At 64.5% G+C, this 21,584-nt stretch carries 25 protein-coding genes, 1 tRNA gene and 1 pseudogene; 20 read left to right on the top strand and 7 right to left on the bottom strand.

From position 1 onward, the window contains the following. Nucleotides 1–12 precede the first annotated feature (12 nt). From ssb to L0976_RS05335, 7 genes are all read right to left on the bottom strand, one after another. On the bottom strand, nucleotides 13–507 hold the full coding sequence (ssb, locus tag L0976_RS05365) for a single-stranded DNA-binding protein (protein ID WP_234186682.1): 495 nt from the start codon (nucleotides 505–507) through the stop codon (nucleotides 13–15). Beyond that, nucleotides 504–1,124 carry a hypothetical protein gene (locus L0976_RS05360; protein ID WP_234186446.1) on the bottom strand — a complete coding sequence of 207 codons (621 nt, stop codon included), beginning with the start codon at nucleotides 1,122–1,124 and terminating at the stop codon, nucleotides 504–506. The genes ssb and L0976_RS05360 overlap by 4 nt, the downstream gene beginning before the upstream one ends. A 35-nt stretch (nucleotides 1,125–1,159) precedes the next feature. Continuing rightward, a complete protein-coding gene (locus tag L0976_RS05355) occupies nucleotides 1,160–1,693 on the bottom strand; it encodes a hypothetical protein (protein ID WP_234186445.1) in 534 nt (177 codons plus the stop codon). 54 nt (nucleotides 1,694–1,747) lie between these two features. After that, nucleotides 1,748–2,629 (bottom strand): hypothetical protein, encoded by an 882-nt coding sequence (locus L0976_RS05350; RefSeq protein ID WP_234186444.1) that lies wholly within the window; start codon nucleotides 2,627–2,629, stop codon nucleotides 1,748–1,750. Next, nucleotides 2,626–2,805: a hypothetical protein gene (locus tag L0976_RS05345; RefSeq protein WP_234186443.1), complete on the bottom strand. Its 180-nt coding sequence runs from the start codon at nucleotides 2,803–2,805 to the stop codon at nucleotides 2,626–2,628. Before L0976_RS05345 ends, L0976_RS05350 begins: the two co-directional genes overlap by 4 nt. A gap of 286 nt (nucleotides 2,806–3,091) precedes the next feature. Next, the gene (locus L0976_RS05340; RefSeq protein WP_234186442.1) at nucleotides 3,092–3,385 is read right to left on the bottom strand and encodes a hypothetical protein; all 294 of its coding nucleotides are present in this window, start codon (nucleotides 3,383–3,385) and stop codon (nucleotides 3,092–3,094) included. Nucleotides 3,386–3,608: 223 nt separating this feature from the next. Continuing rightward, nucleotides 3,609–4,259, bottom strand: a complete 651-nt coding sequence (locus tag L0976_RS05335) for a S24 family peptidase (RefSeq protein ID WP_234186441.1) — start codon at nucleotides 4,257–4,259, stop codon at nucleotides 3,609–3,611. A 373-nt stretch (nucleotides 4,260–4,632) separates the two neighbouring features. On the opposite strand from L0976_RS05335, the gene L0976_RS05330 reads away from it, so the two are divergent. The 20 genes and pseudogenes from L0976_RS05330 (at nucleotide 4,633) to L0976_RS28735 (ending at nucleotide 21,460) form a co-directional block, all read left to right on the top strand. Continuing rightward, a tRNA-Met gene (locus L0976_RS05330) sits at nucleotides 4,633–4,708 on the top strand. Between the two features lie 228 nt (nucleotides 4,709–4,936). After that, entirely contained in the window at nucleotides 4,937–5,440 is a 504-nt protein-coding gene (locus L0976_RS05325) for a hypothetical protein (RefSeq protein ID WP_234186440.1), read from the top strand. Beyond that, a complete protein-coding gene (locus L0976_RS05320; RefSeq protein WP_234186439.1) occupies nucleotides 5,437–5,958 on the top strand; it encodes a GcrA family cell cycle regulator in 522 nt (173 codons plus the stop codon). The genes L0976_RS05325 and L0976_RS05320 overlap by 4 nt, the downstream gene beginning before the upstream one ends. Next, nucleotides 5,955–7,451 carry a DNA methyltransferase gene (locus L0976_RS28690; protein WP_304951589.1) on the top strand — a complete coding sequence of 499 codons (1,497 nt, stop codon included), beginning with the start codon at nucleotides 5,955–5,957 and terminating at the stop codon, nucleotides 7,449–7,451. The genes L0976_RS05320 and L0976_RS28690 overlap by 4 nt, the downstream gene beginning before the upstream one ends. Nucleotides 7,452–7,464: 13 nt before the next feature. Then, nucleotides 7,465–7,731, top strand: coding sequence for a hypothetical protein (locus L0976_RS05310; protein ID WP_234186438.1), 267 nt, complete (start codon nucleotides 7,465–7,467; stop codon nucleotides 7,729–7,731). Further along, nucleotides 7,724–8,017: a hypothetical protein gene (locus L0976_RS05305; protein WP_234186437.1), complete on the top strand. Its 294-nt coding sequence runs from the start codon at nucleotides 7,724–7,726 to the stop codon at nucleotides 8,015–8,017. The genes L0976_RS05310 and L0976_RS05305 overlap by 8 nt, the downstream gene beginning before the upstream one ends. After that, nucleotides 8,014–8,283, top strand: coding sequence for a hypothetical protein (locus L0976_RS05300; protein ID WP_234186436.1), 270 nt, complete (start codon nucleotides 8,014–8,016; stop codon nucleotides 8,281–8,283). Before L0976_RS05305 ends, L0976_RS05300 begins: the two co-directional genes overlap by 4 nt. Next, complete coding sequence (locus L0976_RS05295) at nucleotides 8,280–8,507, top strand: hypothetical protein (RefSeq protein ID WP_234186435.1); 228 nt, start codon at nucleotides 8,280–8,282, stop codon at nucleotides 8,505–8,507. Before L0976_RS05300 ends, L0976_RS05295 begins: the two co-directional genes overlap by 4 nt. After that, a pseudogene (locus L0976_RS28740) lies at nucleotides 8,504–8,992 on the top strand (DNA cytosine methyltransferase); the annotation flags it as partial. The gene L0976_RS05295 and the pseudogene L0976_RS28740, both read left to right, overlap by 4 nt. A 16-nt stretch (nucleotides 8,993–9,008) precedes the next feature. Continuing rightward, nucleotides 9,009–9,794: a hypothetical protein gene (locus tag L0976_RS05290; RefSeq protein WP_234186434.1), complete on the top strand. Its 786-nt coding sequence runs from the start codon at nucleotides 9,009–9,011 to the stop codon at nucleotides 9,792–9,794. A gap of 10 nt (nucleotides 9,795–9,804) precedes the next feature. Then, entirely contained in the window at nucleotides 9,805–10,809 is a 1,005-nt protein-coding gene (locus L0976_RS05285) for a phosphoadenosine phosphosulfate reductase family protein (RefSeq protein WP_234186433.1), read from the top strand. After that, nucleotides 10,806–12,152 (top strand): P4 alpha zinc-binding domain-containing protein, encoded by a 1,347-nt coding sequence (locus L0976_RS05280; RefSeq protein WP_234186432.1) that lies wholly within the window; start codon nucleotides 10,806–10,808, stop codon nucleotides 12,150–12,152. Before L0976_RS05285 ends, L0976_RS05280 begins: the two co-directional genes overlap by 4 nt. After that, complete coding sequence (locus L0976_RS05275; RefSeq protein ID WP_234186431.1) at nucleotides 12,149–13,990, top strand: phage/plasmid primase, P4 family; 1,842 nt, start codon at nucleotides 12,149–12,151, stop codon at nucleotides 13,988–13,990. The genes L0976_RS05280 and L0976_RS05275 overlap by 4 nt, the downstream gene beginning before the upstream one ends. Before the next feature lie 417 nt (nucleotides 13,991–14,407). Continuing rightward, nucleotides 14,408–15,241 (top strand): hypothetical protein, encoded by an 834-nt coding sequence (locus L0976_RS05270; RefSeq protein WP_234186430.1) that lies wholly within the window; start codon nucleotides 14,408–14,410, stop codon nucleotides 15,239–15,241. Between the two features lie 100 nt (nucleotides 15,242–15,341). Beyond that, a complete protein-coding gene (locus tag L0976_RS05265; protein ID WP_234186429.1) occupies nucleotides 15,342–15,911 on the top strand; it encodes a hypothetical protein in 570 nt (189 codons plus the stop codon). Between the two features lie 162 nt (nucleotides 15,912–16,073). Then, nucleotides 16,074–16,691: a hypothetical protein gene (locus L0976_RS05260; protein ID WP_234186428.1), complete on the top strand. Its 618-nt coding sequence runs from the start codon at nucleotides 16,074–16,076 to the stop codon at nucleotides 16,689–16,691. Further along, nucleotides 16,688–18,676 carry a phage terminase large subunit family protein gene (locus L0976_RS05255; RefSeq protein WP_370643582.1) on the top strand — a complete coding sequence of 663 codons (1,989 nt, stop codon included), beginning with the start codon at nucleotides 16,688–16,690 and terminating at the stop codon, nucleotides 18,674–18,676. Before L0976_RS05260 ends, L0976_RS05255 begins: the two co-directional genes overlap by 4 nt. Then, the gene (locus L0976_RS05250) at nucleotides 18,673–20,274 is read left to right on the top strand and encodes a phage portal protein (RefSeq protein ID WP_234186426.1); all 1,602 of its coding nucleotides are present in this window, start codon (nucleotides 18,673–18,675) and stop codon (nucleotides 20,272–20,274) included. The genes L0976_RS05255 and L0976_RS05250 overlap by 4 nt, the downstream gene beginning before the upstream one ends. Then, on the top strand, nucleotides 20,274–20,528 hold the full coding sequence (locus L0976_RS05245) for a gpW family protein (RefSeq protein ID WP_234186425.1): 255 nt from the start codon (nucleotides 20,274–20,276) through the stop codon (nucleotides 20,526–20,528). Before L0976_RS05250 ends, L0976_RS05245 begins: the two co-directional genes overlap by 1 nt. Next, nucleotides 20,471–21,460, top strand: coding sequence for a S49 family peptidase (locus L0976_RS28735; RefSeq protein WP_234186424.1), 990 nt, complete (start codon nucleotides 20,471–20,473; stop codon nucleotides 21,458–21,460). The genes L0976_RS05245 and L0976_RS28735 overlap by 58 nt, the downstream gene beginning before the upstream one ends. The last annotated feature ends 124 nt before the right edge of the window (nucleotides 21,461–21,584 follow it).

Genomic DNA, 21,584 nt, shown 5'->3' with positions numbered 1-21,584 from the left:
TTCTCCTCTTTTTTAGAACGGGATGTCGTCGTCCATGTCGCGCTCGAAGGAGCGGTCGTCATTGCCTCGGGACGTTTCGGAGGTTCGGTCGGAGCGGCTGCTTTCCAGCCCGTACTCGTCAGGCCCGCCCGCGCCGGGACGGCCACCGGAGCCGTTGCCCTGCGGCATGAGGACAAGCTCGCCTCCGAAGGCTTTCAGCACGATCTCGGTGGCGTAACGCTTCTGACCGCTCTGATCCTCCCACGACCGGGTGCAGAGCATGCCCTCGACGAAGACCAGATGACCTTTCTTCAGGTACTGTTCGGCGATCTTGCAGAGGTTCTTGTTGAAGATGACGACGGTGTGCCATTCGGTGCGCTCGCGCCGATCGCCCGAGTTCTTGTCGCGCCAGACCTCGGACGTCGCCAGCCGCATGTTGACGATCGGGTCGCCGTTGGTCATGCGCCGGACTTCGGGATCGGAGCCGAGACGCCCGAGAATCTGAACCTTGTTGATCGATGACATCAGGAAGCCCTCGCGATGATGCCGAGATACCGCTCGAGCCGATCGATGAAGGCCATCTCGGCTTTCATCGCGCCCCACGGCTCGATCGGCGCGGTGAGTTTCGGTGCGGGACGCCGCGCCGCGGGCAGGTGCGCGCCCGCCTTGCGCCCGAAAAGTGCGATCGCTTCGGCGCGGAGCATCCGCGCGTCGATATCGCGGACCTGTCTCACATAGGCCGGGTAGAGGTGCGGATAGCCCACGCCGGCCGCAGCGAAGATCGCGCTGTCTATCGCGGCCTTGGCGGCGTCGATCGCCTCGCCGACCGCCCTGGCGGCGCGCTCCACGACATCCGGCGCGAACCCTCCGTCACGCATGATGTTGGCGACGTTCGCGCTGATCAGCAGCGACGATGGCGTGGGCTGATCGCCGAAGAGATATTCGTGCCCGTCGTGCAGGAGGCCGCAGCCCGCCAAGACGGCATCGCCGGTCTCGGCATGGAGCGCGTCAGCGCAGAAGACCGAATGCTGGGCCACCGAATAGGAAGCGCAGGCATAGCGGCCGTTGAACCGCGCGAGCTTGGACAGGCCCGCCGCCATCTCCGCAAAGTCGATGTCGGAAACCTGCGGGGCGGCAAGGTTCATCACCGTGCCGTCTCGGCGGAAGGAGGGGACGACGGTCAATGCCGGGCCTCCATCGTGTGAGCGACGGCATGCAGGATGTGGTTGATCGCCACCTCGCCGATCGGCGTCGTCCGGAAGAAGATGCGCAGGAGGTCGAGGCACCGCTCGCGCTGCCCGGCCCAGGGATCGATCACATAGGCGTTTCTCGCCTGGCAATACCGGCTCCAGGCGATATAGCTCGCCTCCGATTCCTCGCCTCCCCGTACCGTTGGCCGCCGATGCGAGATCGCCGCGCAGGCTTTCGCGACCAACTCGGCCAGCAGGTCGACCCCCGGCGCGGACTGGCGGATCGACAGGCTGGTCGCGAGCGCCTTGGCCTCGGGAAGGAATTCCGTGATTTCGGCCGCCGTGAACCCCGCGCCGATCAGGCCCCGGAATGTCACGACGCCCTCGCGAAGCTGGTCGGCCATCGCGATTGCACGCGGATGCATGAGATCGGGATCGATCGTCAGCACGGCGTCCGGCCAGTCGGTCCTCGCCTGATCGGAAAAGCGCGCGCTGGCGCGGCTGTTCGTGGAGATTGCGGTCATGGGATACTCCCGACAAAACGATTGAAGGATTGGCCAACCCGCGCTTCCGCGCGGTTATGCAGGCTGCAGGTGATCGCCGCCGCCGCGGGCCGAGAGAGTCTCGTACGAATCATCCGGCCAGTAGCCCAGGGCCGCGAAGCGAGAGCCGGCGTTGACGCCGTTGACCCACGAACCCCCGAAGATGGACGGGCGAGGCTCGTCGGGGTCGCCATCCGTGGCCCAGACCCAGCGGTTGCCGGTTGCCTGCATGAGGCCGAAGCGGCTGGTCCGGGCCGGATCAAGTCCGGTATCTTCCTCCCGCTTGCCGGCGGCGGATTTCTCGGTGACGCCGAGCGCCGCGACGCGGAACTCGTCATAGGTGAGAAGGCGTTTGCCGTGCGCCGCCATGATTGCCGCGGCGTCGTGATAGTTGAGACGGTCGAGGGAGTGGCCATCGGCGATCCTGACGCCGCAGCGGCTCGTTCCCTGCTGGCGGTGGTCGACGCCGAGAAGATAGATGTCGGCCCAGAAGCGTCCGCCGTCCGGCATGTCGATCAGCGCCATGCCGCGCGGGTCCGGCCCGGCGAAGCGGAAGTCCACGTCCCAGAGCGAGAAGGGATTGACCGCCGGGACCGCATCGCCGCCGCCGCGGGCCTGCGCGCAGCCGCCGGGGGCGAAATGGAACCCGGCGACATAGCCGGCCTCGAGCGGGGTGGCATATCCGTCGACACGGCCTGCGAAGGGCCTTCCGTCCTTGCCGATGGTGACGGCATAGTCTTCTCCGGGCGTCATCGTGCCGAGGACGACCGGCGTGTCGGAGGCGAACCTGTGTTCGGCGCCGTCGATGCGGAGCACCGTGCCGGCGCGAAGGGCGACCTCGTTCGGGCCTGACGTGAAAAGGATCGATGCGGCGTGATCGGGGCGATCGACGATGACGGGTTTCGACGTGTTGGTCATGGTTTGCTCCAGTAAAGAAGATAGAGAAGGAGGATGCAGAAGAGCTGCGCCGGCACGCATGCGAGCGCGAGGTGGAGGAAGAAGAGGAAACGCTCGCGCTTCTCACGCCGCCGTTCGCGCCGGCGCTCCTCGTCGTCGGTGAGGTCCGACGACCAGGCGATGCCGGGGGCCGTCATACCGGCGATCCTTGCGTGAGGCCGGCAGCGATGACGCTGACTGCGGTGCAGAAGGCGACGATTGCGATCAGGCTGGCGAGATCTTGGAGGAAGCCGGCAATCGGCTTGCCCGCGTCTCGCGAGATGTCAGAATGGTCGCGTCGACGAAGGGGGAGATGAGGATGGCGACGCACTACAGTTACCGATGCAGGAAGGGCGTCGCCGAGATCATCTGGCGTAACGACCGAAATCACTTGGCATGGCACTGCTACTTCAACGGACAGTGGATCGGCCGCTATCCCACCATTCACGTCGCGGTCGAGGAGGTGGCAGGCGGTTCCTGCAACTGGCCGTCCGAGGGCGATATCTCCGAATTCGGGATTTCCGACGATCTCAGCGACTGGGCGGTCCGCCAGTAGCCGCAGTCGTGCGCCACCTCGTCCGCCGTCTGCGCATCCAACAACAGGCGCAGTATGCCTGTCGGCGTGTCGAAGGACAGCGCCACCACCTGCTGCACGCCGTCGCGGAAACAATCGGTCGGATATGTAAAGCCCCGCCACCTGGCGGGCGTGAACTGGTCGAAGGGCTGTTTGGAAGACATTGAACAACGGAACCTCCATCGCGGGGATGCGATGGAGATATAGGTGCAATATGCCCCCATTTATGTCAAGCAGAAAATAGGGGCATATTGCACCTATCTATGCTCAGCGCATGCCGTAGGGGAAAAACCGACCGATTAATGGCGCTCGATTCGCTCCGTGTTTCAGCCGCTATCCACGCGAACGAAATTTCGTTGGCGGATTTTTTGTAGCACACAGGACGTCTTACATATCAATGACCGAGCGCCGAACGCGGCCGATAACATTGACGGCGCTAGTAAAGTCCGGCGGAGAGATTTTCTTGTAAGAGGCCGGTTGAAATGGCGGACTTTCATCCGATCTGTACCGTTTGTATGTTGCGTTGCCGCGTTCATCCGCAACAACATAACAAGCATTGTAAACTAAACGCCGATCACGACGGTTCGCAAAAATAACGGAACCAGGCGGAGATATCTTGTTCATAGAATCACCTTCGACGCGAAGAGCAATCCAGTCACCTTCAGGCAGGTCTAGCGCAGATATGGTTGGAAACTCGGAAAAGTCAGTAATTCCGTCATGCTCTCCGAGTGCGCCGGCGCTAATCCATGAAATCAGTGGCACATCTATTGCAGAAACAGGGTCTGGTTCGTCCTGATCGTCAGGCAACCCTTCCCCCATAAAGAGCCACCTCAGGGAAACACCGAAAGCCTTGGCGTACTTACGAGCATCAACGATACCGAAGCTGCTCTTCGCCTGCTCGTGCCCCTTGTATGTGTTCTCGTTCCAGCCGAATTTTTGGGCGAGCTTGCGATAGCCGCCAATCTCGGCGGCTATGCGAGCCTCCTTGAGTCGCGCAGCGCGCTTCTCTCTTTCAAAATGTTCTGTCTGATTTGCCATGGTGCGAATTGTACCTAAGCTGCGAGGTCAAAATCACATCTGCGCAGGGTTGACATTCGTGGGGGCATATTGCACCTATTACGGTATGACGAACGCGGATATCATCAATTGCTGGCCCTCCTTGTCAGATTTCGCTGATGACATCGGCATCAGTTACGAAGCTGCAAAAACCATGCGCCGGCGCGACTCCATCGCCCCGAGATATTGGGTGTCCATCGTCAGCGCGGCCAGTTTGCGCGGCATAACTAATGTGACCTATCAACGGTTGGCCGAAGCGGCCGCCGTTCACTCCTCCTCCCAAGACGCCGACCGCGTCTCGACTGCCGGCCTGGATGGCGGACCTTCTCAATCCAGGCCGGCCCTTTCCGATTTCTGCGCGGGTAGAGCAGAGGTAGCTCGCCGGTCTCATAAGCCGGAGGTCGCCGGTTCGAATCCGGCCCCCGCAACCACCCATACCCATACCCGTGAGAGCGAGAAGGGTCGGGAGGGCGTGCCTTTGGGCGCTCTCCCGATGCCGCCTCTTCCCGAGAAGCCGCCGCCATGACCGATTGATGTGAAGCCGGGTTTTCATGCCCGCACCCTGATCCATTCCAGCCGTTCCCGCCACGGGAAACGACGTCGGGTTTTCCCGGCGCGGGAAATCCTTTGTCCGAAAGGCCAGCCCAGAAAGGTGAGCCATGACCGAACCGAACGAATTCACCAATCGCTGGAACCTGCGCCTGCTTGCCGCCCAGCGCGACCTCGTCGAGGCCTGCGGCGGCATCGCCCGCGTGGTGGAGCGCACCGGCTATTCGAAATCCCAGGTCGGCCGCTGGAACGGCGGGCTGGAGCGCGACCTGATGCCGCTCGCCGCCGTGCTGATGCTCGAGGCCGACGCCGGCCGCCCACTGATCACCGCCATCATGGCCGAATTCCACGGCCGGGAACTGTCCGGCGAGGGCGAAGGTGGCCGCAACGGCATCACCTGCCTGTCGGCGCTAAACGCCGATCTCGTAGAAGTCTGCGGCCAGATGATGGTCGAGACGGTGCGAGCGAAGGCCGATGGCTTCGTTTCGTCTTCCGAGAGCGATCGGATTCGCGCCCTCTCTCGCCGCGCGGAGACAATCCGCGCGCGCATCGACGCCGAACTGGCCGGCATCCAAGCCTCGGGCGGGCTTTCGGTGGTCGGGGGCAAGGCATGACCCGGTTCTGGACACCCGAGCGCGAGCAGGAACTCATCGGTCTCGTCGCATCCGGCAAGTCGGCCGGAACGATCGCCATCACCCTCGGCTGCTCGCGCAGCGCCGTGGTCGGCAAGGTATCGCGCGACAAGGCTCGCTTCGGCAAGTTGGAAGGGTGGAACGGCAACCGGCGCCCTGGCATCGTTCGCACCAAATCGCAGAGGCAGGTTCTCACGGAAGGCGTCACTGTCCCGGCCCAGCCTCCCGTCACGCCGCCGTCGTCGCCTCCGCCTCTCGTTCCGGCAGGACGGCCGATCCCCTTCCTGCAGGCGATTGATGAGGAGCGTTGCCTATGGTTCGCCGGCGAGCCGTTCGGTCCGAATGGGCCGGATATGCCCGTTTGCGGTGCCCCCCGGGACGAAGCAGCATCCATATCGAACCGCTATTGCCACCACCATCGCCAGATGCAGGCAGGACCGGGAACCCGCGCCGAGCGTACCGCGCCTGAAGCGCTCGCCAAGCTGGGGCGCGCGGCATGAGCGCGCCGGCCACCTTCCTCGACGGGCGCGTGACGCTGCATGCGGGCGATTGCCTCGACGTGCTCGATGCGCTGCCGGAAGCGTCCGTCGACGCGGTGGTCACGGATCCGCCCTATCACTTCGACACCATCGTCCAGCGGTTCGGCAAGGAAGGCTCCGCCGAGGCGGGCTTCGGTACGGACGGCATCTTCCGCCGCGCCTCGGCCGGCTTCATGGGGAAGTCGTGGGATGGCGGCGACATCGCCTTCGACCCGGCGACCTGGGCGCGCGTGCTGCGGGTCTTGAAGCCGGGCGGTATGCTGGCCGCGTTTTCCGCGCCGAAGTGCTACCACAAGATGGCCTTCGCCATCGAGCGCGCCGGCTTCGAGATGCGCGACCGCGTCGTCCACCTCTATGACCTCGCCGAGCGCGAGGTCGCTTTTCTCGAAAGCCTGTCGCCGGCGCAGGCGGATGCGTTTGCGGCCATCATCGCCGCCGGCGATCCATTGGGCGATCTGCTCTGGACCTTCGGCTCCGGCTTCCCGAAGGGGCTGGACGTGGCCAAGGCCATCGACAAGCAGCTTGGTGCGCAGGGCGAGGTCGTGCCGACCGGCGCGGCCGTCAAGCGCATGATCCCCGGCGCAGACCAGAACTCGTCGGGAAGCTGGATCAAGGACAATGGCCGCGCCTACCAGCCCGGCTCCTATGTGCCGGCAACCGACGAGGCCGAACGCTGGGATGGCTGGAACATCGCCCTCAAGCCCGCCTATGAACCGATTGCGCTTGCCCGCAAGCCGCTTTCGGAAAAGAGCGTGGCATGCCAGGTGCTCGCCACGGGCACCGGCGCGATCAATATCGGCGGATGCAGGGTGCCGGGCGAATCGCCGAACTCCCTCGACCGTTGGCCCGCCAATATCACCCACGACGGCAGCGACGTCGTCGCGGCGGCATTCCCCGATGCGCCCGGCCAGTTGGCCCCGGTGCGACCGCATAGCGGCGGCGGCAGGAAGACCTCCGAGGTCTATGGCGCGTTTGCGACGAACAGCGATCACGATCCGCGCGGCGATGCCGGCTCGGCCGCGCGCTTCTTCTACACCGCCAAGGCGAAGGCCGAGGACCGTCTCGGTTCGGGCCACCCCACCGTCAAGCCCATCGACCTCATGCGCTGGCTTTGCCGAATGCTCTGCCCGCCGGGCGGAACGATCCTCGACCCTTTCGCCGGAACTGGCACGACCGGCGAGGCAGCGGTCAAGGAAGGCTTCTTCTCGGTCCTGATCGAGCGCGAGGCCGAATATCAGGCCGACATCGCGCGGCGCATGGACAGGGTCTTCGACAGCGCCGCCCGGCGGCGCGCGCACGCGATCAAGGTCAAGACCGCCCGCGCCGGCGTCGAGCCGGATATTGGCCCTCTTTTCGGCACGCCCGGAGTAGCGGGGGGGGGGGGCAGGCCGGAGCATTTACGGCCACTTCCGCGATCAGGACGGACGATCGGCCCGATCGGCCTCAAGCGATGAATGAGGCTGCGGAATGAATGACGCCACCGCCCTTAGCGCAGACGCCTTCGATCCGAAAACGATCGACTTCGAGGTCTTCGCGCTCTTCCTCGAAGCCCGGCGCATCCACCGCCGCAAGACCGTGGCTCGCGTCGCCCGCGAGGCGATGGTCGAGGTCGATGCCGTGAAGCGCGCGGCACGCGGCCGCAATCCCGGCGCTTTCGAGTTCTTCGCCCTCGCCGACTGGATCGGCGAGCAGCCCACCACTTTCCTCAAGAAGGAGGCCCTGCCAAATGCGTGACCTCGCCGCGTACGATTATGCTGGCCTCGGGCGCATCCTGCGCAGTCGTCTGTACGATGACGGGCGCGGCTGGCGCGCCTGTGCCGCCGAGATCGGCGTCACCTCGCCGGACCTTTCCCGCATCGCCAACGGCCAGCCGGTCTCCGCGCCGAAGGTGATCGCCGTCTGCGACTGGCTGGGCCTGCAGGTTCGCGACTTCTACACGCCCCCGCCGGGCGCGTTTCACGGGAATAGCACTGAAACAGCCGTGGCCGCCGGCCCGGAAAATGGGAGGGCACGACCATGACGCGGGTATTCTGGGCGCAATATCAGATCGTCGTCGACGGCGAGCCAAAGGCGTTCGCCTTCGCTTTTGAGTGCAATCTCGCCGGAGCGGACGACATCGCCATGGTGCTCGCCGAACGAGGGGTGGTCGGCGGCAACCGGCTCGATCTGGTCGCGGACGGGCGCGGCGGGTCGATGATCCAGGGCCGCAGCGGATGCGCCCTCGGCCTGACGGGCCTCGTCGCCATACAGTCCTATCGTCGTCCTGTCTGGGAGCCGGAACAATGACCGCTCCCTTCGGCCACCACGGCAGCGTCACGCCCGCAGCCCTTGAGGCGCTCCCCGCCGCGATGCAGCGCGAGGGCGTCCTCCTCCTGATGGAAATGGGCCTCTCGCTCGCCATCGTCGCAAAGGCGTTGGGCCGGTCGCAACGCGCGGTTTCGGACCTGATCCGGTTCGGCGTTGTGCCGATCCGCTGCGCCTGCTTCAATGCCGACGCCGGGGGCGAATGAATGTGGCTGTACGTTCCGCCCCTCTCGACCTCCTCTCCATCTGTACCGGCGGAGCCGGCCTCGATCTCGGAATCGGACTGGCGGTTCCCGGCGCTCGAAGCGTCTGCATGGTGGAGAGGGAAGCCTTCGCGGTCGCGCAACTGGTATCAGCGATGGAGGCGCATCTCCTTCATCCGGCTCCTGTGTGGAGCGATGTGCGAACCTTCGGCGGCCACCGCTGGCGTGGATGCGTGGACGGCCTCGTTGGCGGCATCCCGTGCCAGCCGCACTCGCTCGCCGGCCGAAAGCAGGGAAGCCTCGACGGTCGCGACCTCTGGTCCCCGACCCGCCGCATCATCGTGCAGGCGCGGCCGTGGTTCGTCCTCATCGAAAATGTCGGCGGCATGCTCTCGCCGGGGGATGACGAAGTCGCTGGAGCCGAAAGGGTTTGGCGAGACCTACGCAAGCTGGGCTTCGCGGTTGAGGGCGGATTGTTCACGGCGGCGGAAGTCGGTGCAAGCCATGACCGCGAACGCATCTTCATCCTCGGCGTGGCCGACGATGCGAGCGAGTGCGGGGGCGATGTCGTTACTGAACGAGAACGTCACGATGGCGAAGGGCCGACTGGAGGACGTTGTCGCGATGTGGCCGACCCCGGCGGCGCGCGACCACAAGGGCGCGAACTCACCGGACCATCTGGAAAGCGGAACGGGGAGGAAGCATCTGGACCAGTTGCCGAACTTTGTCGAGCATCTCTGGTACACGCCGAACGTGCCGAACGGCGGTCGGACGCTGTCGGCGGAAGCGACCGCGACGGGGATGACGCCGGAAGGGCGGAAGCAACAAGTCGGGCTGGAAAATCAGGCCCGGTTCTGGTCGACCCCGCGCGCCTCGGACGGGGAGAAGGGCGGGCCAAATCAGGCGTTCGGCCTGGGGGGGGGCGCCCCTCTTCCGGCGCAGACGGCGAACTGGGCCACGCCCACCTCGTTGAGCTACGGCGACAGCCATCAGCCGGGCAATTCCCGGAACCAGAATATCAATCTCGATCTGGCGAAGGCCCTTTATTCCCGCCTGGCCCATCCGACCTATCAGGTTGGGCGGACATCCTCGCATCCTCGCCGGAGCTTGAACCCGCTTTTTGTCGAGTGGCTGATGGGCTGGCCGCGCGGCTGGACATTGCTCGCGTGGACCGACTTCGCATGCTCGGCAACGGGGTTGTCCCGCTACAGGCAGCATATGCGTTCCGCGTTCTTGCGGCTCGACTTGCCGCCCGAGGCTCCGCCGGCGCAACTCGCCTTGTTCGGATGATGGTGGCGAGATGACTATTTCGCACATCGTCTCCGTCTCGGGCGGGAAGGACAGCACCGCCACCTATTGCAAGGCGATCGAGCGCGGCATTGCGTTCCGCGCGGTCGCGGCCGACACGGGAAACGAGCATCCCGCCACCTATGAGGCGGTCAACACGCTGCACATCAAGACCGGCGGGCCGAAGGTCGAATGGGTGAAGGCCGACTTCACCGACCGCATCGCCGGCAAGCGCGCCTTCATCGAGAAGAACTGGGAAGCCCATGGTGTTCCCGCCGATCTGGTGGAGCGCGCGCTTGCCGTGCTGCACCCGACCGGCAATCCCTTCCTCGACCTGTGCCTCTGGAAAGGGCGCTTCCCCTCGCGCCGGGCGCAGTTCTGCACGGCCGCCCTGAAGGTCGAGCCGATCGACGAGGGCGTCACCCGCCCCCTCCTCGCCGCCGGCTGCACCGTCATTTCATGGCAGGGCGTCCGCGCGGCCGAGAGCGACGTGCGCAAGCATCTTGCGCCGCTCCAGCGGATCGAGGCGCATGCGGATCTGTCGGGCCGGCTCTACGTCTGGCGACCGCTCCTTCGCATCGAGAGCGTCGACGAGGTCTTCGCCATCGGTCGCCGACACGGCGTCGAGCCGAATCCGCTCTATGGCTGGGGCCTGCGCCGCGTCGGATGCTTCCCCTGCATCAACTGCGCCAAGGACGAACTGGCGCTCGTCGACACGTATTTCCCCGAGCAGATCGAGCGCCTTGAAGAATGGGAGCGCGTTGTCAGCGAGGCGTGCAAGCGCGGTCACTCGACATTCTTCAACATCGTCAACGACCCGGTGATGCAAGCGGAATGGAACGCTCATCTCGCCGCTGGCGGCGATCCGGCTTCCACGCACGCGATACACCCCTTCCTTTCCCGTTTCGGCATCCGGCGCATGGTCGAGTGGGCGAAGACCGATCGGGGTGGCCGTCAGTATTCGCTTTTTGCGCGGGATGTTTCCACGGTCTGCAATCAGTGGGGCGCGTGCGAATGACCACACAGGTAGAGGAATTCATTGAAGAGGCCCGTGCCGCCACGATCGAGGAGGCGGCCGACCGTCTCGGCTTGAAGTTCACCGGCTGGCGGCACGAGCATCCACAGCCCTGCCCGGTTTGCAGCGGTCGCGACACGTTCTCCTTCAACACGGAAAAGAACAAGTGGAACTGCCGACACGGCGGGGTCGGCGGGCAGGATGCGATCGGCATGGCCGCGCATATCCTCGAACTCGACGTCCGGCGGCGGGCCGGTTTCCTCGAGGCGTGCTCGGCCGTCCTTGGCCGCGATATTCCTGCCGGCGGCGAGCGTGAAACCGACGAGGAACGCGCGGCGCGCCACGCGCGGCTCGAAGACCTGCGCCGGCGGCATTATCAGGAAATGGCCGAGCGTGAAGCCGGCCAGAACGCCTTCCGCGACCGTGAGCGGCAGAAGGCGAAGGGCATATGGCAAGGCGCCGGACCTTTGCGCTATTCCGACATGGGCGAAGGTCGCATCTATCTTCAGCGGCGCGGCTGCGGCATTCCAGATGATGATTGGCTTCATCTGGCGTTCGACCTGCCCTACTGGCACGGCACCGATGACAGGGGGCAACTGCTCGAAATCCATTCCGGCGCGGCCATGGTCGCCTCGTTCATCGACCCCGCCGGCGAGGTTATCGGTTGCCACATCACATGGATCGACCTCAACGTGCCGCCGAAGTTCCGGCCCGTCCTGTTCGGCCTGACCAAGAAAGGCGCAGAAGCCGGGCGCGCGCCATGGCATGCCGACGATCGATGGCCGACGCGCGATGATCTTGTCGCCGAACTTTACGAGCCGCTCGCCACGAAAAAGATGCGCGGCACGAAGAAGGGCGGCGTGATCCCGCTCGCCGGCGCACTGTCCGCCCGCCGATGGCTCGGCGCGGAAGGGATCGAGAATACGCTCGCCTTCGCGCGCTGGGAGAGATTCCGCAGCGATACCTTCTATTTCGCTGCCGGCGACCTCGGCAACATGGCCGGACCGGCCGACCCTTCGTCGCGCCGGGCGCATCCGACGCTGCGCAAGAAGGACAAGAACGGCCGGGAGCGGGCCGTCATGGTGCCGGGGCCGGTCCCCTTGTTCCGCGCCGGCGACGAGCCGGACGCGATGGTCGTGCCCGACCATGTCGACGAGCTTGTTCTGATCGGCGACGGCGATTCCGAGCCGGTGATGACGGCCTCAGCGATGGTGCGGGCCAAGGCCCGCCACGCGCGGCCCGGCCGCCTGATCCCCATTGTCATGCCGCGCCGCGGCACCGATTTCGCGGCCATGCTGGCCGGCCATCCATCCGCATTTTCTTATGACGACGAGGTGAACGAGTGAGCGAGGGGGAAAAGCACAATCCGGCATGGGACGAGGTCGACGCCATCGTCGCCGCTGCCTATCGCAGCGCGAACAACGGCGGGCGACCGCTCGTATCGTCCAGTTCCGCGCCGCCTCCGCCGGAGGAGCCGGATCCCCAGACCATGCTTTCGGACTGCGCCTTCGAGCCGGAAACCGACATCGGCAACGGCAGACGCTTCCTGATCCGCTACGGCCGCAGCGTCGTGCATGTCGCCCGGATCGGCTGGCACGGATTCGACGGTGCTCGGTGGAAGGAGGACGAGGACGGTTCCGTCGTCCGCCCGCTGGCGCAGAGGACGGCCGAGATGATCTCGGAAGAGGCCGCGCTGCTCACCGCGACCGAGGAAGAGGAAAAGCTGATACAGGCCGGGCGGGACGCCCGCGTCGAACGTAAGAAGATGGGAAGCCCGAAGAAGGACTGGGACGCGGAGAAGCTCGGCATCTATATGCAGCTTGAGGAAACCATAGAGGAAGGCGAAGAAGCGAAGAAGAAGGCCAATGGCCGCAAGTCGGCCAGGCACCGCCACGCCAAGAGTTCAGCCGGGTCGTCGAAGCTCGACAACATGATGAAGGAGGCCCTGCCGCATGTGGCGATGATGGTGGGCGACTTGAACCGCGATCTCTTCGCCGTCAACTGCGCCTCGGGCACGATCCGCTTCGTCCGCGAGGAGAGCCACGAATTCGATCCAACCAACCCCACCTATGTCTGGCGCGCCCGGCTCGATCCGCACAACCCGGCCGACTTCATCTCGAAGCTGGTCGGCTATGCCTTCGACGACCATGCCAGGTCGCCCACCTTCGAGACTTTCCTCAAGCGCGTGCAGCCCGACCCCGATATTCGCGCCTTCTTGCAGCGCTTCGCGGGTTACTGCCTCCTCGGCCTCACGGTCGAGCAATGCCTCGTCTTCTTCTATGGCGCGGGCCGCAACGGTAAGTCGACCTTCGTTGATCTGCTCTGCGAAATCCTCGGCGACTATGCCGTCACACTCTCGATCGACAGTTTCGCCGGAGAGACGCGCCGCGGCGGCAGCGAGGCGACGCCCGATCTTGCCCGGCTTCCCGGCGCGCGCCTCGTCGCCGCCAGCGAGCCGGAGATGGGCGTGAAACTGAAGGACGCGTTGATCAAGACCCTGACCGGCGGCGAGAAGATCGCCGTGCGTCGCCTGCATCAGGACTTCTTCGAGGTTCTGCCTCAGTTCAAGATCATGCTGTCGGGAAACCACAAGCCGAGGATCGACGACACGTCGGACGGCATCTGGCGGCGCGTCTATCTCGTCCCGTGGGAGGTCCAGATCCCGGTCGATGAGGTCGACCGCGAGCTTCCCGTCAAGTTGCGGGCCGAGGCCGAGGGCGTGCTCGCGTGGATGATAGCCGGGGCGCTCGACTATCTGAATTTCGGCCTGCGCCCTCCCGAGAAGGTGCTCGCGGCCACCCGCGAGTATCGGGAGGAAAGCGACCCCATTGGAGCGTTCGTGCGCAATGCCTGCATCGTGACGGGGCGCGAAGAGGACGTATCCTCGCCGGGAGATCTCCATATCGGCTATTCGAATTGGGCGTCACGGGAGGGCGCCCCGGAGTTCAAGGCGTCCACCTTCGCCCGGAAGTTCCCTGACTACACGCGCCTGTCATGGGCCGGTCCTGATGGCCAGATGCGATCCTTCTGGAAATCGAAGAGCGGGACGACAGTTTATCGCGGCATCCATGTCCGTGACGAATTCGTGCGCCCGCCCGGTCGCGATCCCGGCCCGTCTCCCGAGGACTATGGCAGTCATTCGCAGCGGCATGGCTCCGACGATCCTTTCCCGGAGGAGTTCTGATGCTTTGTGGCGATGAACCCTCGTCCCCCTTTTTGGCGAAGGCCGTGCCTTGGTCTTCCCTCCTTATCGTCGCAACGCGCGGGATGATTTTGGGCTGCGAGGGACGATAGGCGAAATGATGGGGCGCAAGGTTCTGAAAAAAGGGTGTGGGAAAACATGGCGTTAGGACGATAGGGACGATAGGGACGATAAATTCTAAGTTCACCGTGCGCGCGCGTGAATAGAAAGAGCTATCCCCGAAAAAACAGGGGATTTCGTTTCCATATAAGCGCGAGATTTATCGTCCCTAGCGGCCCTAGCGTCCCTTACTTCTGATTTTTGTTTGTATCTTCAAGTGGTTATCAAAAAAGCCCTTTGGGGCGGAAGAATGAGAATTGGGGCGGAAGCCCTGAATTTGGGACGATAGGGGTTTCCGACATGAAAACGATGGTAATTGAGGAAATGCTGGCATGGGCTTTCGTGCATGAACTGCCGAAAGGAGGCGGCGTGGACGGGCTGGACAACGCGAATTCGGCATGGCGGATGCTGCAGGCGTCGTCTTGGGGGAAGATCACGAACTGGGCGGAACTGATGACGACGATCGATGCGCCGGCGCGCGACCACGATAATTTCCTGCTCGAACAGGGTGCGCCGCACGACGACGCCCTTGTGGTGGGCGAAGCGGTCGCCGACCTCGCCCATTGCGAGATCGTCATTCCGTCCGGTTGGGATCCGCTGCCGGACTGGCCACAGCACGACGACCGTATGCCGGGCCTGACGGCGCAGGCGGTCGAGCGCGCAGTCGAGCGGTTCACGCTTCGCCCGCGCATCCGCCGGGCCGCGCACCTTGTCAGCCTCGTGATCGGCAGCGCCGTGCTCGGCCGCGAACCGGGTTGGGTCGCGCCGCCTCCGTCGATCAAGATGGTCGAGCGAGCCGGCCGTCCGGCTTGGTTCATGGCGAAGCAGGTCCGCGACGTTTTCGGCCGGGCGAACGAGATCGAGATCGACGGTTTTAACCGCAAGGCCGGCAGGCCATATCGGGGCGCTTATCGCAAATATGAGTTTTCCGATGATCCGGTCGGCGACATCATGGCCAGGCTGGACCGCGAATTGTGGGCGGTGGCGCTGCACCGCGTTCACGAGCGCGTTGCGAATCAGCTTGTCGCGCATCGGCTGTCAGATTCGCACATCGACGCCCGTCCGTGGGGCAACCGAGGCCCGTGCCTCCAACTGATTGCAGGGCCGGGCGTTGGGGCGAAAAGAACCGCTTGACGTGCGGCAGGAATTTGACCTATACCTTGTCACGGATAAAAAGGTTCGAAAGCCCCGCGCGGAAACGCTGCGGGGCTTTCGCGTTTCTGGAGCCCTGTGGATGTCTGTTGTTCGCGTCGAATGGGCCGACCGAAACGTCAAGGTCTTCGGCAAAAGGCTCGGTGAATTGCAGAAGCGGTTTCCGCTTGTTCTGCCGCGCATCATCAATCAGGTCGGCGATCGTGCGAAGACTCAGGTCGTCCGAAACCTGACAAAGCAGACGGGCCTTCCCCGTGCCACGATTGTTCGGGCGGTTGGCGATCCGACGCGCGCCCATGGCGGCAAGCTCTCTTACGAGATGCGGACAAGAGGGGGCAATATCCGGCTGAAATACCTCGCACCGCGTGAGACGCGGCCAGGCGTGGTGGCCCGGCCATGGGGCAAACCGCACCTTTATGCGGGTACATTCCTCAAGGGCGGACGGTTTCCGAACCGCAAGATCGTTGCGAAGTTCGATGGACACGTCTACCGCCGGCTGAATGCTTCGGGGACGCGGATAACACAGGCGCGCTCGGGCATGTTCATCCCTGTCGAGATGACGACTGGTCAGACCCGCGCCGCTTTCGAGGCAATTGCAGGCCCCCTTCTCCAGAAGAGGGTCGAGGCCGTCATAGCAAAGCTTCTTCCATAGACCGAGGCGGTCGCCCCGATAGTGGGCACCCCCTCCCCCCGTCTAGGGACCGTTTCTGGAAAAACCAGACCTGCGGGGCAGCGCGACTGCCGGATTTCGCCAGTCAGACACAGTTTTAGGAGCCTAAACTCGTTCCTAAAGAGGAGCCTAAAGAGGACTAAAATGCAGGTTCTCTCTAAGGGCGACTTCGCGCGTGAAGTTGGCGTCTCGCCCGGCCGCGTGAGCCAGTGGATCGCCGAAGGCAAGATCGGCCCGGACGCCTTGGAAGGCGAAGGGCGCTCCGCGAAGATCATCGTCGATCGCGCGCTTGAGCAGATCAAGGTGCGCCGCGACGTCGGGCAGAGCCTCGGCAACGGAATCGGCACGCGCCTCCTCGGCGCCTCCTCGGCGACAGAGCAGCCGACGAGCACCGCGCCGCCGCTGCGCACCGACGACGTCGCCTACCAGATCCAGCTTGAGCGGCTGAAGAGCGAGCGGCGGAAGAACGAGCGCGATGCCGTCGAAGAGGCGACCCGTCGAGGAAAGTTGGTCCCGGCCGACGACGTGCGCGCGCAGATGGCGCGGCTCGCGCGGCAGGTGGACGAGGTGAGCGCGGCCATGCTGGTCGACTTCGCTTCCGCCATCGCCGGGAAGTTCGGCCTCCCCCAGCGGGACGTCCTGCATCTGTTGCGGGAGGTGCGAAACGAGAAGAAGGGCGTGGCCGCCCAGGTTGCCAAAGGGCAGTCCGAGGACGTGCCGGCCACCGTGGAATACGTGATCGAGGAAGGCGGCGAAGCATGACCTCCATGACAGTCGTCGTCGCCAATGCAGAGCGCATCGCGAACGACGTGCTGGCCGAGGTTCTGACACCGCCGCCGCCGGTCAACTATCTGGCATGGGCCGAGCGCAACATCGTCTTTTCGGAGCGCGAAAGCCCACTGCCGGGTCCGTACAACCGCGATCTGTTTTTCTATTTCGACGAAATCCTGCGGGCGCTGTCTCCGAGCGATCCCTGCCGGATCGTCACATTGGCGAAGTCCGCGCAGCTTGGCGGAACCGTGCTCGCCAATATCTTCTGCGGCGGGTCCATGGATATGGACCCCGGCGACTTTCTTTACGTTCATCCGACCGATTCGAACGCGCAGCGTTGGTCGAAGATGAAGCTGGCGCCGATGCTGAAAGGAACGACGGCGCTTGCTCGCCTCTTCCCGATGCGTTCGCGCGACGGTCTGGATAGCGTTCTCTACAAGGAACGGGTCGACGGTCGCGGTGCGATCCAGATTTCGGGGGCCAACTCTCCGGCCTCCCTGTCGCAAGTCACCATGCGCCGGCAGGTGCAGGACGACCTTGCGAAATGGGAGATGAACGCCGCCGGCGATCCGGAGACGCAAGCCGACAGCCGATCCCGCGCACACGAGTTCGCGAAGGTCTTCAAAATCTCGACGCCGCTCGTCGAGCCGGGGTGCAGGATCACCCGGAATTTTGAGGACGGAAGTCAGGAACGTCTCTTCCTGCCATGCCCGCACTGTGGCGAAATGCAGACGCTGGAATGGGAAAATTTCCAGCAATCGATCGACGAAAAGCATCCGGAGCGCGCGCATTTCACATGCGTCGCGGAGGGATGCGGCGGCGTTATCGAAGAATATCATCGGCCGCAGATGTTCCGCGAAGCCAGGCGGAGGGAAGCGGAAGGAGAGGAAGTCTGGCGGGCCGGCAACCCGGCGGCGAAGCGAGTCCATCGTTCGTTTCATCTGTGGTCGGCATATTCGCTCCTGCAGAGTTTCGAGCGTATCGCGCGCGAATGGTTGAGCGCGAAGGGTGACCCGGCGTCCGAGCAGACATTCTTCAACGATACGGTCGGCCGCGCGTACCGGACGCTCGGCGAGGCGCCGGGGTGGGAAAGCCTGCGGGACAGGGGCGCATTGTCCTTCTATTCGCGCGGTTCCATTCCGTCCGGATACCCGCTGCTTACGATCGGCATCGACTGCCAGAAGGATCGTGTCGAGGGGCAGGTCGTGGCATGGGGCCGCGACTTTCGCCGCGCCGTCATCGAATATGTGGTCTTTCCCGGCCATATCAGCGAGGACGGTTGCCGGGCCATGCTCGACGGATTGATGGCGCAGACGTGGCGCAACGCGCACGGACGACCGATTCAGGCAGACATGGTCGCGATCGACGGCAACGCATGGACCGAGGACGTGTGGGGGTGGGTGAAGAAGCATCCGACCTCCCGACTGATCATGGTGCGCGGCGTGCCATCGGAATCGGCGCCGCTAATCGCAGCGGTGAAGAAGGAACGGAACACCAAGACCGGCAAGGTCAAGCGGTATTCCCGCCGGTTCTTCAACTTCGCGACCTCGGTTTTGAAAATGGGCCTCTACCGCAATCTTGCGAAGGACGACCCGTTGCAGCGCGGCTTCGTAGGCCTGCCTCGCGGTCTCGAGGACGAGTTCTATCGCCAGCTTACGGCCGAGAGCCGCAAGGCGGTGCGCACGAAGTCCGGCTTCGTGAAATACGAATGGGTGAAGGATCCCGCGCAGGCGAACGAGGGCCTCGACACGCACCTTCAGGCCGAGGCGGCCGCCATCAAGTTCGGCATCCGGTCGATGCCCGACCAGATATGGGACCGATACGAAGCCGAGCGCGAGTGCCCTCCCGAGGCCGTGCAGGGCGATATAGAGGATCTGCTCACGCGGATCGCCCCAGGCGATCAATCCCCGCCGGCGGCGGACGACGAAGAAGAGAAACGACGCCAGCGGCGGGAGAGGTGGAAGAACCGTAAATGACCGAGAAGCCGAGGGTTCGAGTGAAGGCCGGGAGCGTGCCCGCGCGTTCGTCGCCGGTGCCGCGCAGCGGATACCTGCGCGATACGCGGTCGGCGGTCATCTCCTCGCGGCCGGCAGTCCTGCGGGAGCACCGGGACGACGTTCGTGCTGTCTGGCGGCGGACCGCCGCTCTCGCGCTGGACCTGATCCAGAATTCGGGCCAGCTTCGCGGCGCGGCGGACCAGGTGATCGCCGACACGGTCGGCGTCGAGCTGGTCCTCAACCCGCAGCCCGATCTCCGCGATCTCGGTTATAGCGAGGTGGAAACTGCGGCGCTGGTCAAAACGATCAAGCAGCGGTGGAAGCGGTACTTCTGGGAGCCGCGCGAGTGCGACTTCCGGGGCAAGTTCTCCGGCCCCCAGCAAATCGACATCATGCTGCGCTGGGATATGGCCTATGGCGAAGGTCTCGGACTGATCGAATACATGCCCCGCGCCCAGCGGCGGCAATATGGGATCACGAGCGGAACCAAGCTCTGCCTCGTAAACCCCACCAAGCTCGTGCAGGACACGAACGAGATGGAGGGGCTTTTTCAGGGCGTCATCCACGACCCGAACGGCAGGCCCGTCGCCTACCGGATTCAGGAGAAGGAGACGGGAATCATCGTGAAGCGCGACCATCGCGCTTACGACAGGGACGGACGGCAGCGCGTCGTGCATGCCTTCGACCCGATGGACGCTGGCGACGTTCGTGGCATCAGCCGACTCGCCGCGGCTTTCCGCCAGCACATCCTTCGCGAGACCTTGGTCGACACGACGATCCAGACCGCGATCTTGCAGACCGTTTTCGCCGCCGCGCTGACCAGCGCCTCCCCCTCGGCCGACGCCTTCGAGGCGATCGAGGCGGTCGAGGACAAGGAGTTCAAGGACAGCTATCGCGATTTCTTCATGGCTGCGCTCGACCGGGCTGCCGAGAGCGAGATTTCGATCAGCGGCAATCCGCGAGTGTCGCATCTCGCCCCCGGCGAGAAGCTCGAACTGCTTTCGACACGGACACCCAGCCCGGAGTTCCTGTCGGTCAACAGGGAGTTGTCGCGCGACATCGCGCGGGCGATTGGCATCTCGTTCGGCGGCCTGACGATGAACCACGAGAACGCGACCTATTCGTCGGTGCGGATGGAGAATTCGTCGATCTGGCCGGTCGTCGTCCGGCGCCGCGAGCGTATCGCCGCGCCGCCGTGCCAGTCCCTTTACGAGAATTGGCTGGACGAGGAGGTCGGCGAAAGCAGGATCGAGGTGAAGGGCGGATATGAAGCGTTCGCAGCGAACCGCGAACGCTTTGCGTGGGCGCTATGGCAGGGGCCGGCGAAGCCGTCCGCCGATGACGGCAAGAGCGCGAAGGCGTCGAGCGAGCGCATCTTCAACGGCACCTCGACGCTCGCCGACGAGTGCGCCGAACTGGGGAAGGATCCGGACGAGGTCTTCGAGCAGCGGCAGCGGGAACATGAACGCTATGTTGCCGCCGGCATGCCTTCGCCCTTCGTCCGCAATCCGGCCTCGAACACGAGCGGAGAGCGGGAAGAAGAAGACGAAGACACCCGCAAGAAAGAGAGGGCGTGATGACGACGGTGCAGATCAACGGCGTTTCCGTCGACATCAACAATCCTTGCGAGGTCGCCTCGGAACTCAAGAAGGCCGAATTGATCATTGCGACCGGCGGTGGCGTGGCCATGACCCGCTTCGGCGATGACGAGGTCCGTTGGAGCGCGGCAAATGCCGCCCGTCTGCGGGAACTTATCGAGCGATACGAAAACGAGTGCGCCGCCTCGCAGGGTCGCCGCCGGCGCTTTGCCAAGAGCATGCGCTTTGTTTGAGAGGGCAGATCATGCCAGCCTTTGACCGCATCTGCTCGATCTTGTTCGAGCAGCCGCACCTTTACCATCCGAGGAAGGCCGAGACGGTCATTCGGATGCTCGGCCCGCGTCTGACCGGCTTTCCGGTCAGCATCGTCAACGGCGACGGTCCGGTCGATCATGTTGCCTTCTCGGCAGGGCGGCCATCGGCCGGGGTGCTCGGGGATCGGCTGGGCCGGGCCTATGACCGTGCTGGCGCGCGGCCCTTCGACATGATCGGCCGCGTCGCGGTGATACCGATCGAGGGAACGCTCGTCCACAAGGGCGCATGGGTGGGTTCCTCATCGGGGGAAACGTCTTATCAGGGCCTGCAGGTGCAGATCGCACGCGCTGCCCGCGACGAGGATGTCGGCGGCGTCGTGTTCGAAATCGACTCCTTCGGGGGAATGGTCAACGGCGCGTTCGAGACGGCCGCCGCAATCCGGAAGCTGTCCGCCGCAAAGCCCACGATCGCGATCCTGACCGACTACGCCTATTCGGCCGGATATCTGCTCGCCAGCCAGGCCCGCCAGATCGTCATGCCGGACTTCGGTGGCGCCGGCTCCATCGGCGTCGTGATGATGCATGCCGATTTCAGCGGCAATCTCGAACAGGACGGCATCAGGGTCACGCTGATCCATGCCGGCAAGCACAAGGTGGACGGAAGCCCGTTCCTGCCGCTGCCGCCCGAAACGCGGGCGCGCTGGCAGGCGCAGGTGGAAGCGATGCGCGATAGTTTCGCCGCCGCCGTTGCACAAGGCCGGGGCCGTCGCACGACGAAGGCCGCGGCGCTGGCGACGGAAGCCGACGCCTTCGACGCGCAGGACTCGCTTCGGCTCGGCCTCGTCGACGCCGTTGGTAACGGACAGGAGGCGTTCGCCGCCTTCGTAAAGGAAGTCAATCGAAAGGGCTGAAACCATGGCCAAGAGCATTTTGGCCGCCGTCCACGATGCGATGCTCGGGGACGCGGCCGAACCTGTGCCCGAAGGGGCCGAACCCGGCGCGTCCGCGTCTCACTCCAACCAAGAGGAACATGCA

It is taken from the genome of Shinella sp. NM-101 (assembly GCF_021401195.1).
GTDB lineage: Bacteria > Pseudomonadota > Alphaproteobacteria > Rhizobiales > Rhizobiaceae > Shinella.
The sequence above is the reverse complement of the archived record's forward strand: the minus strand, read 5'-3'. Positions and strand labels throughout refer to the sequence as shown.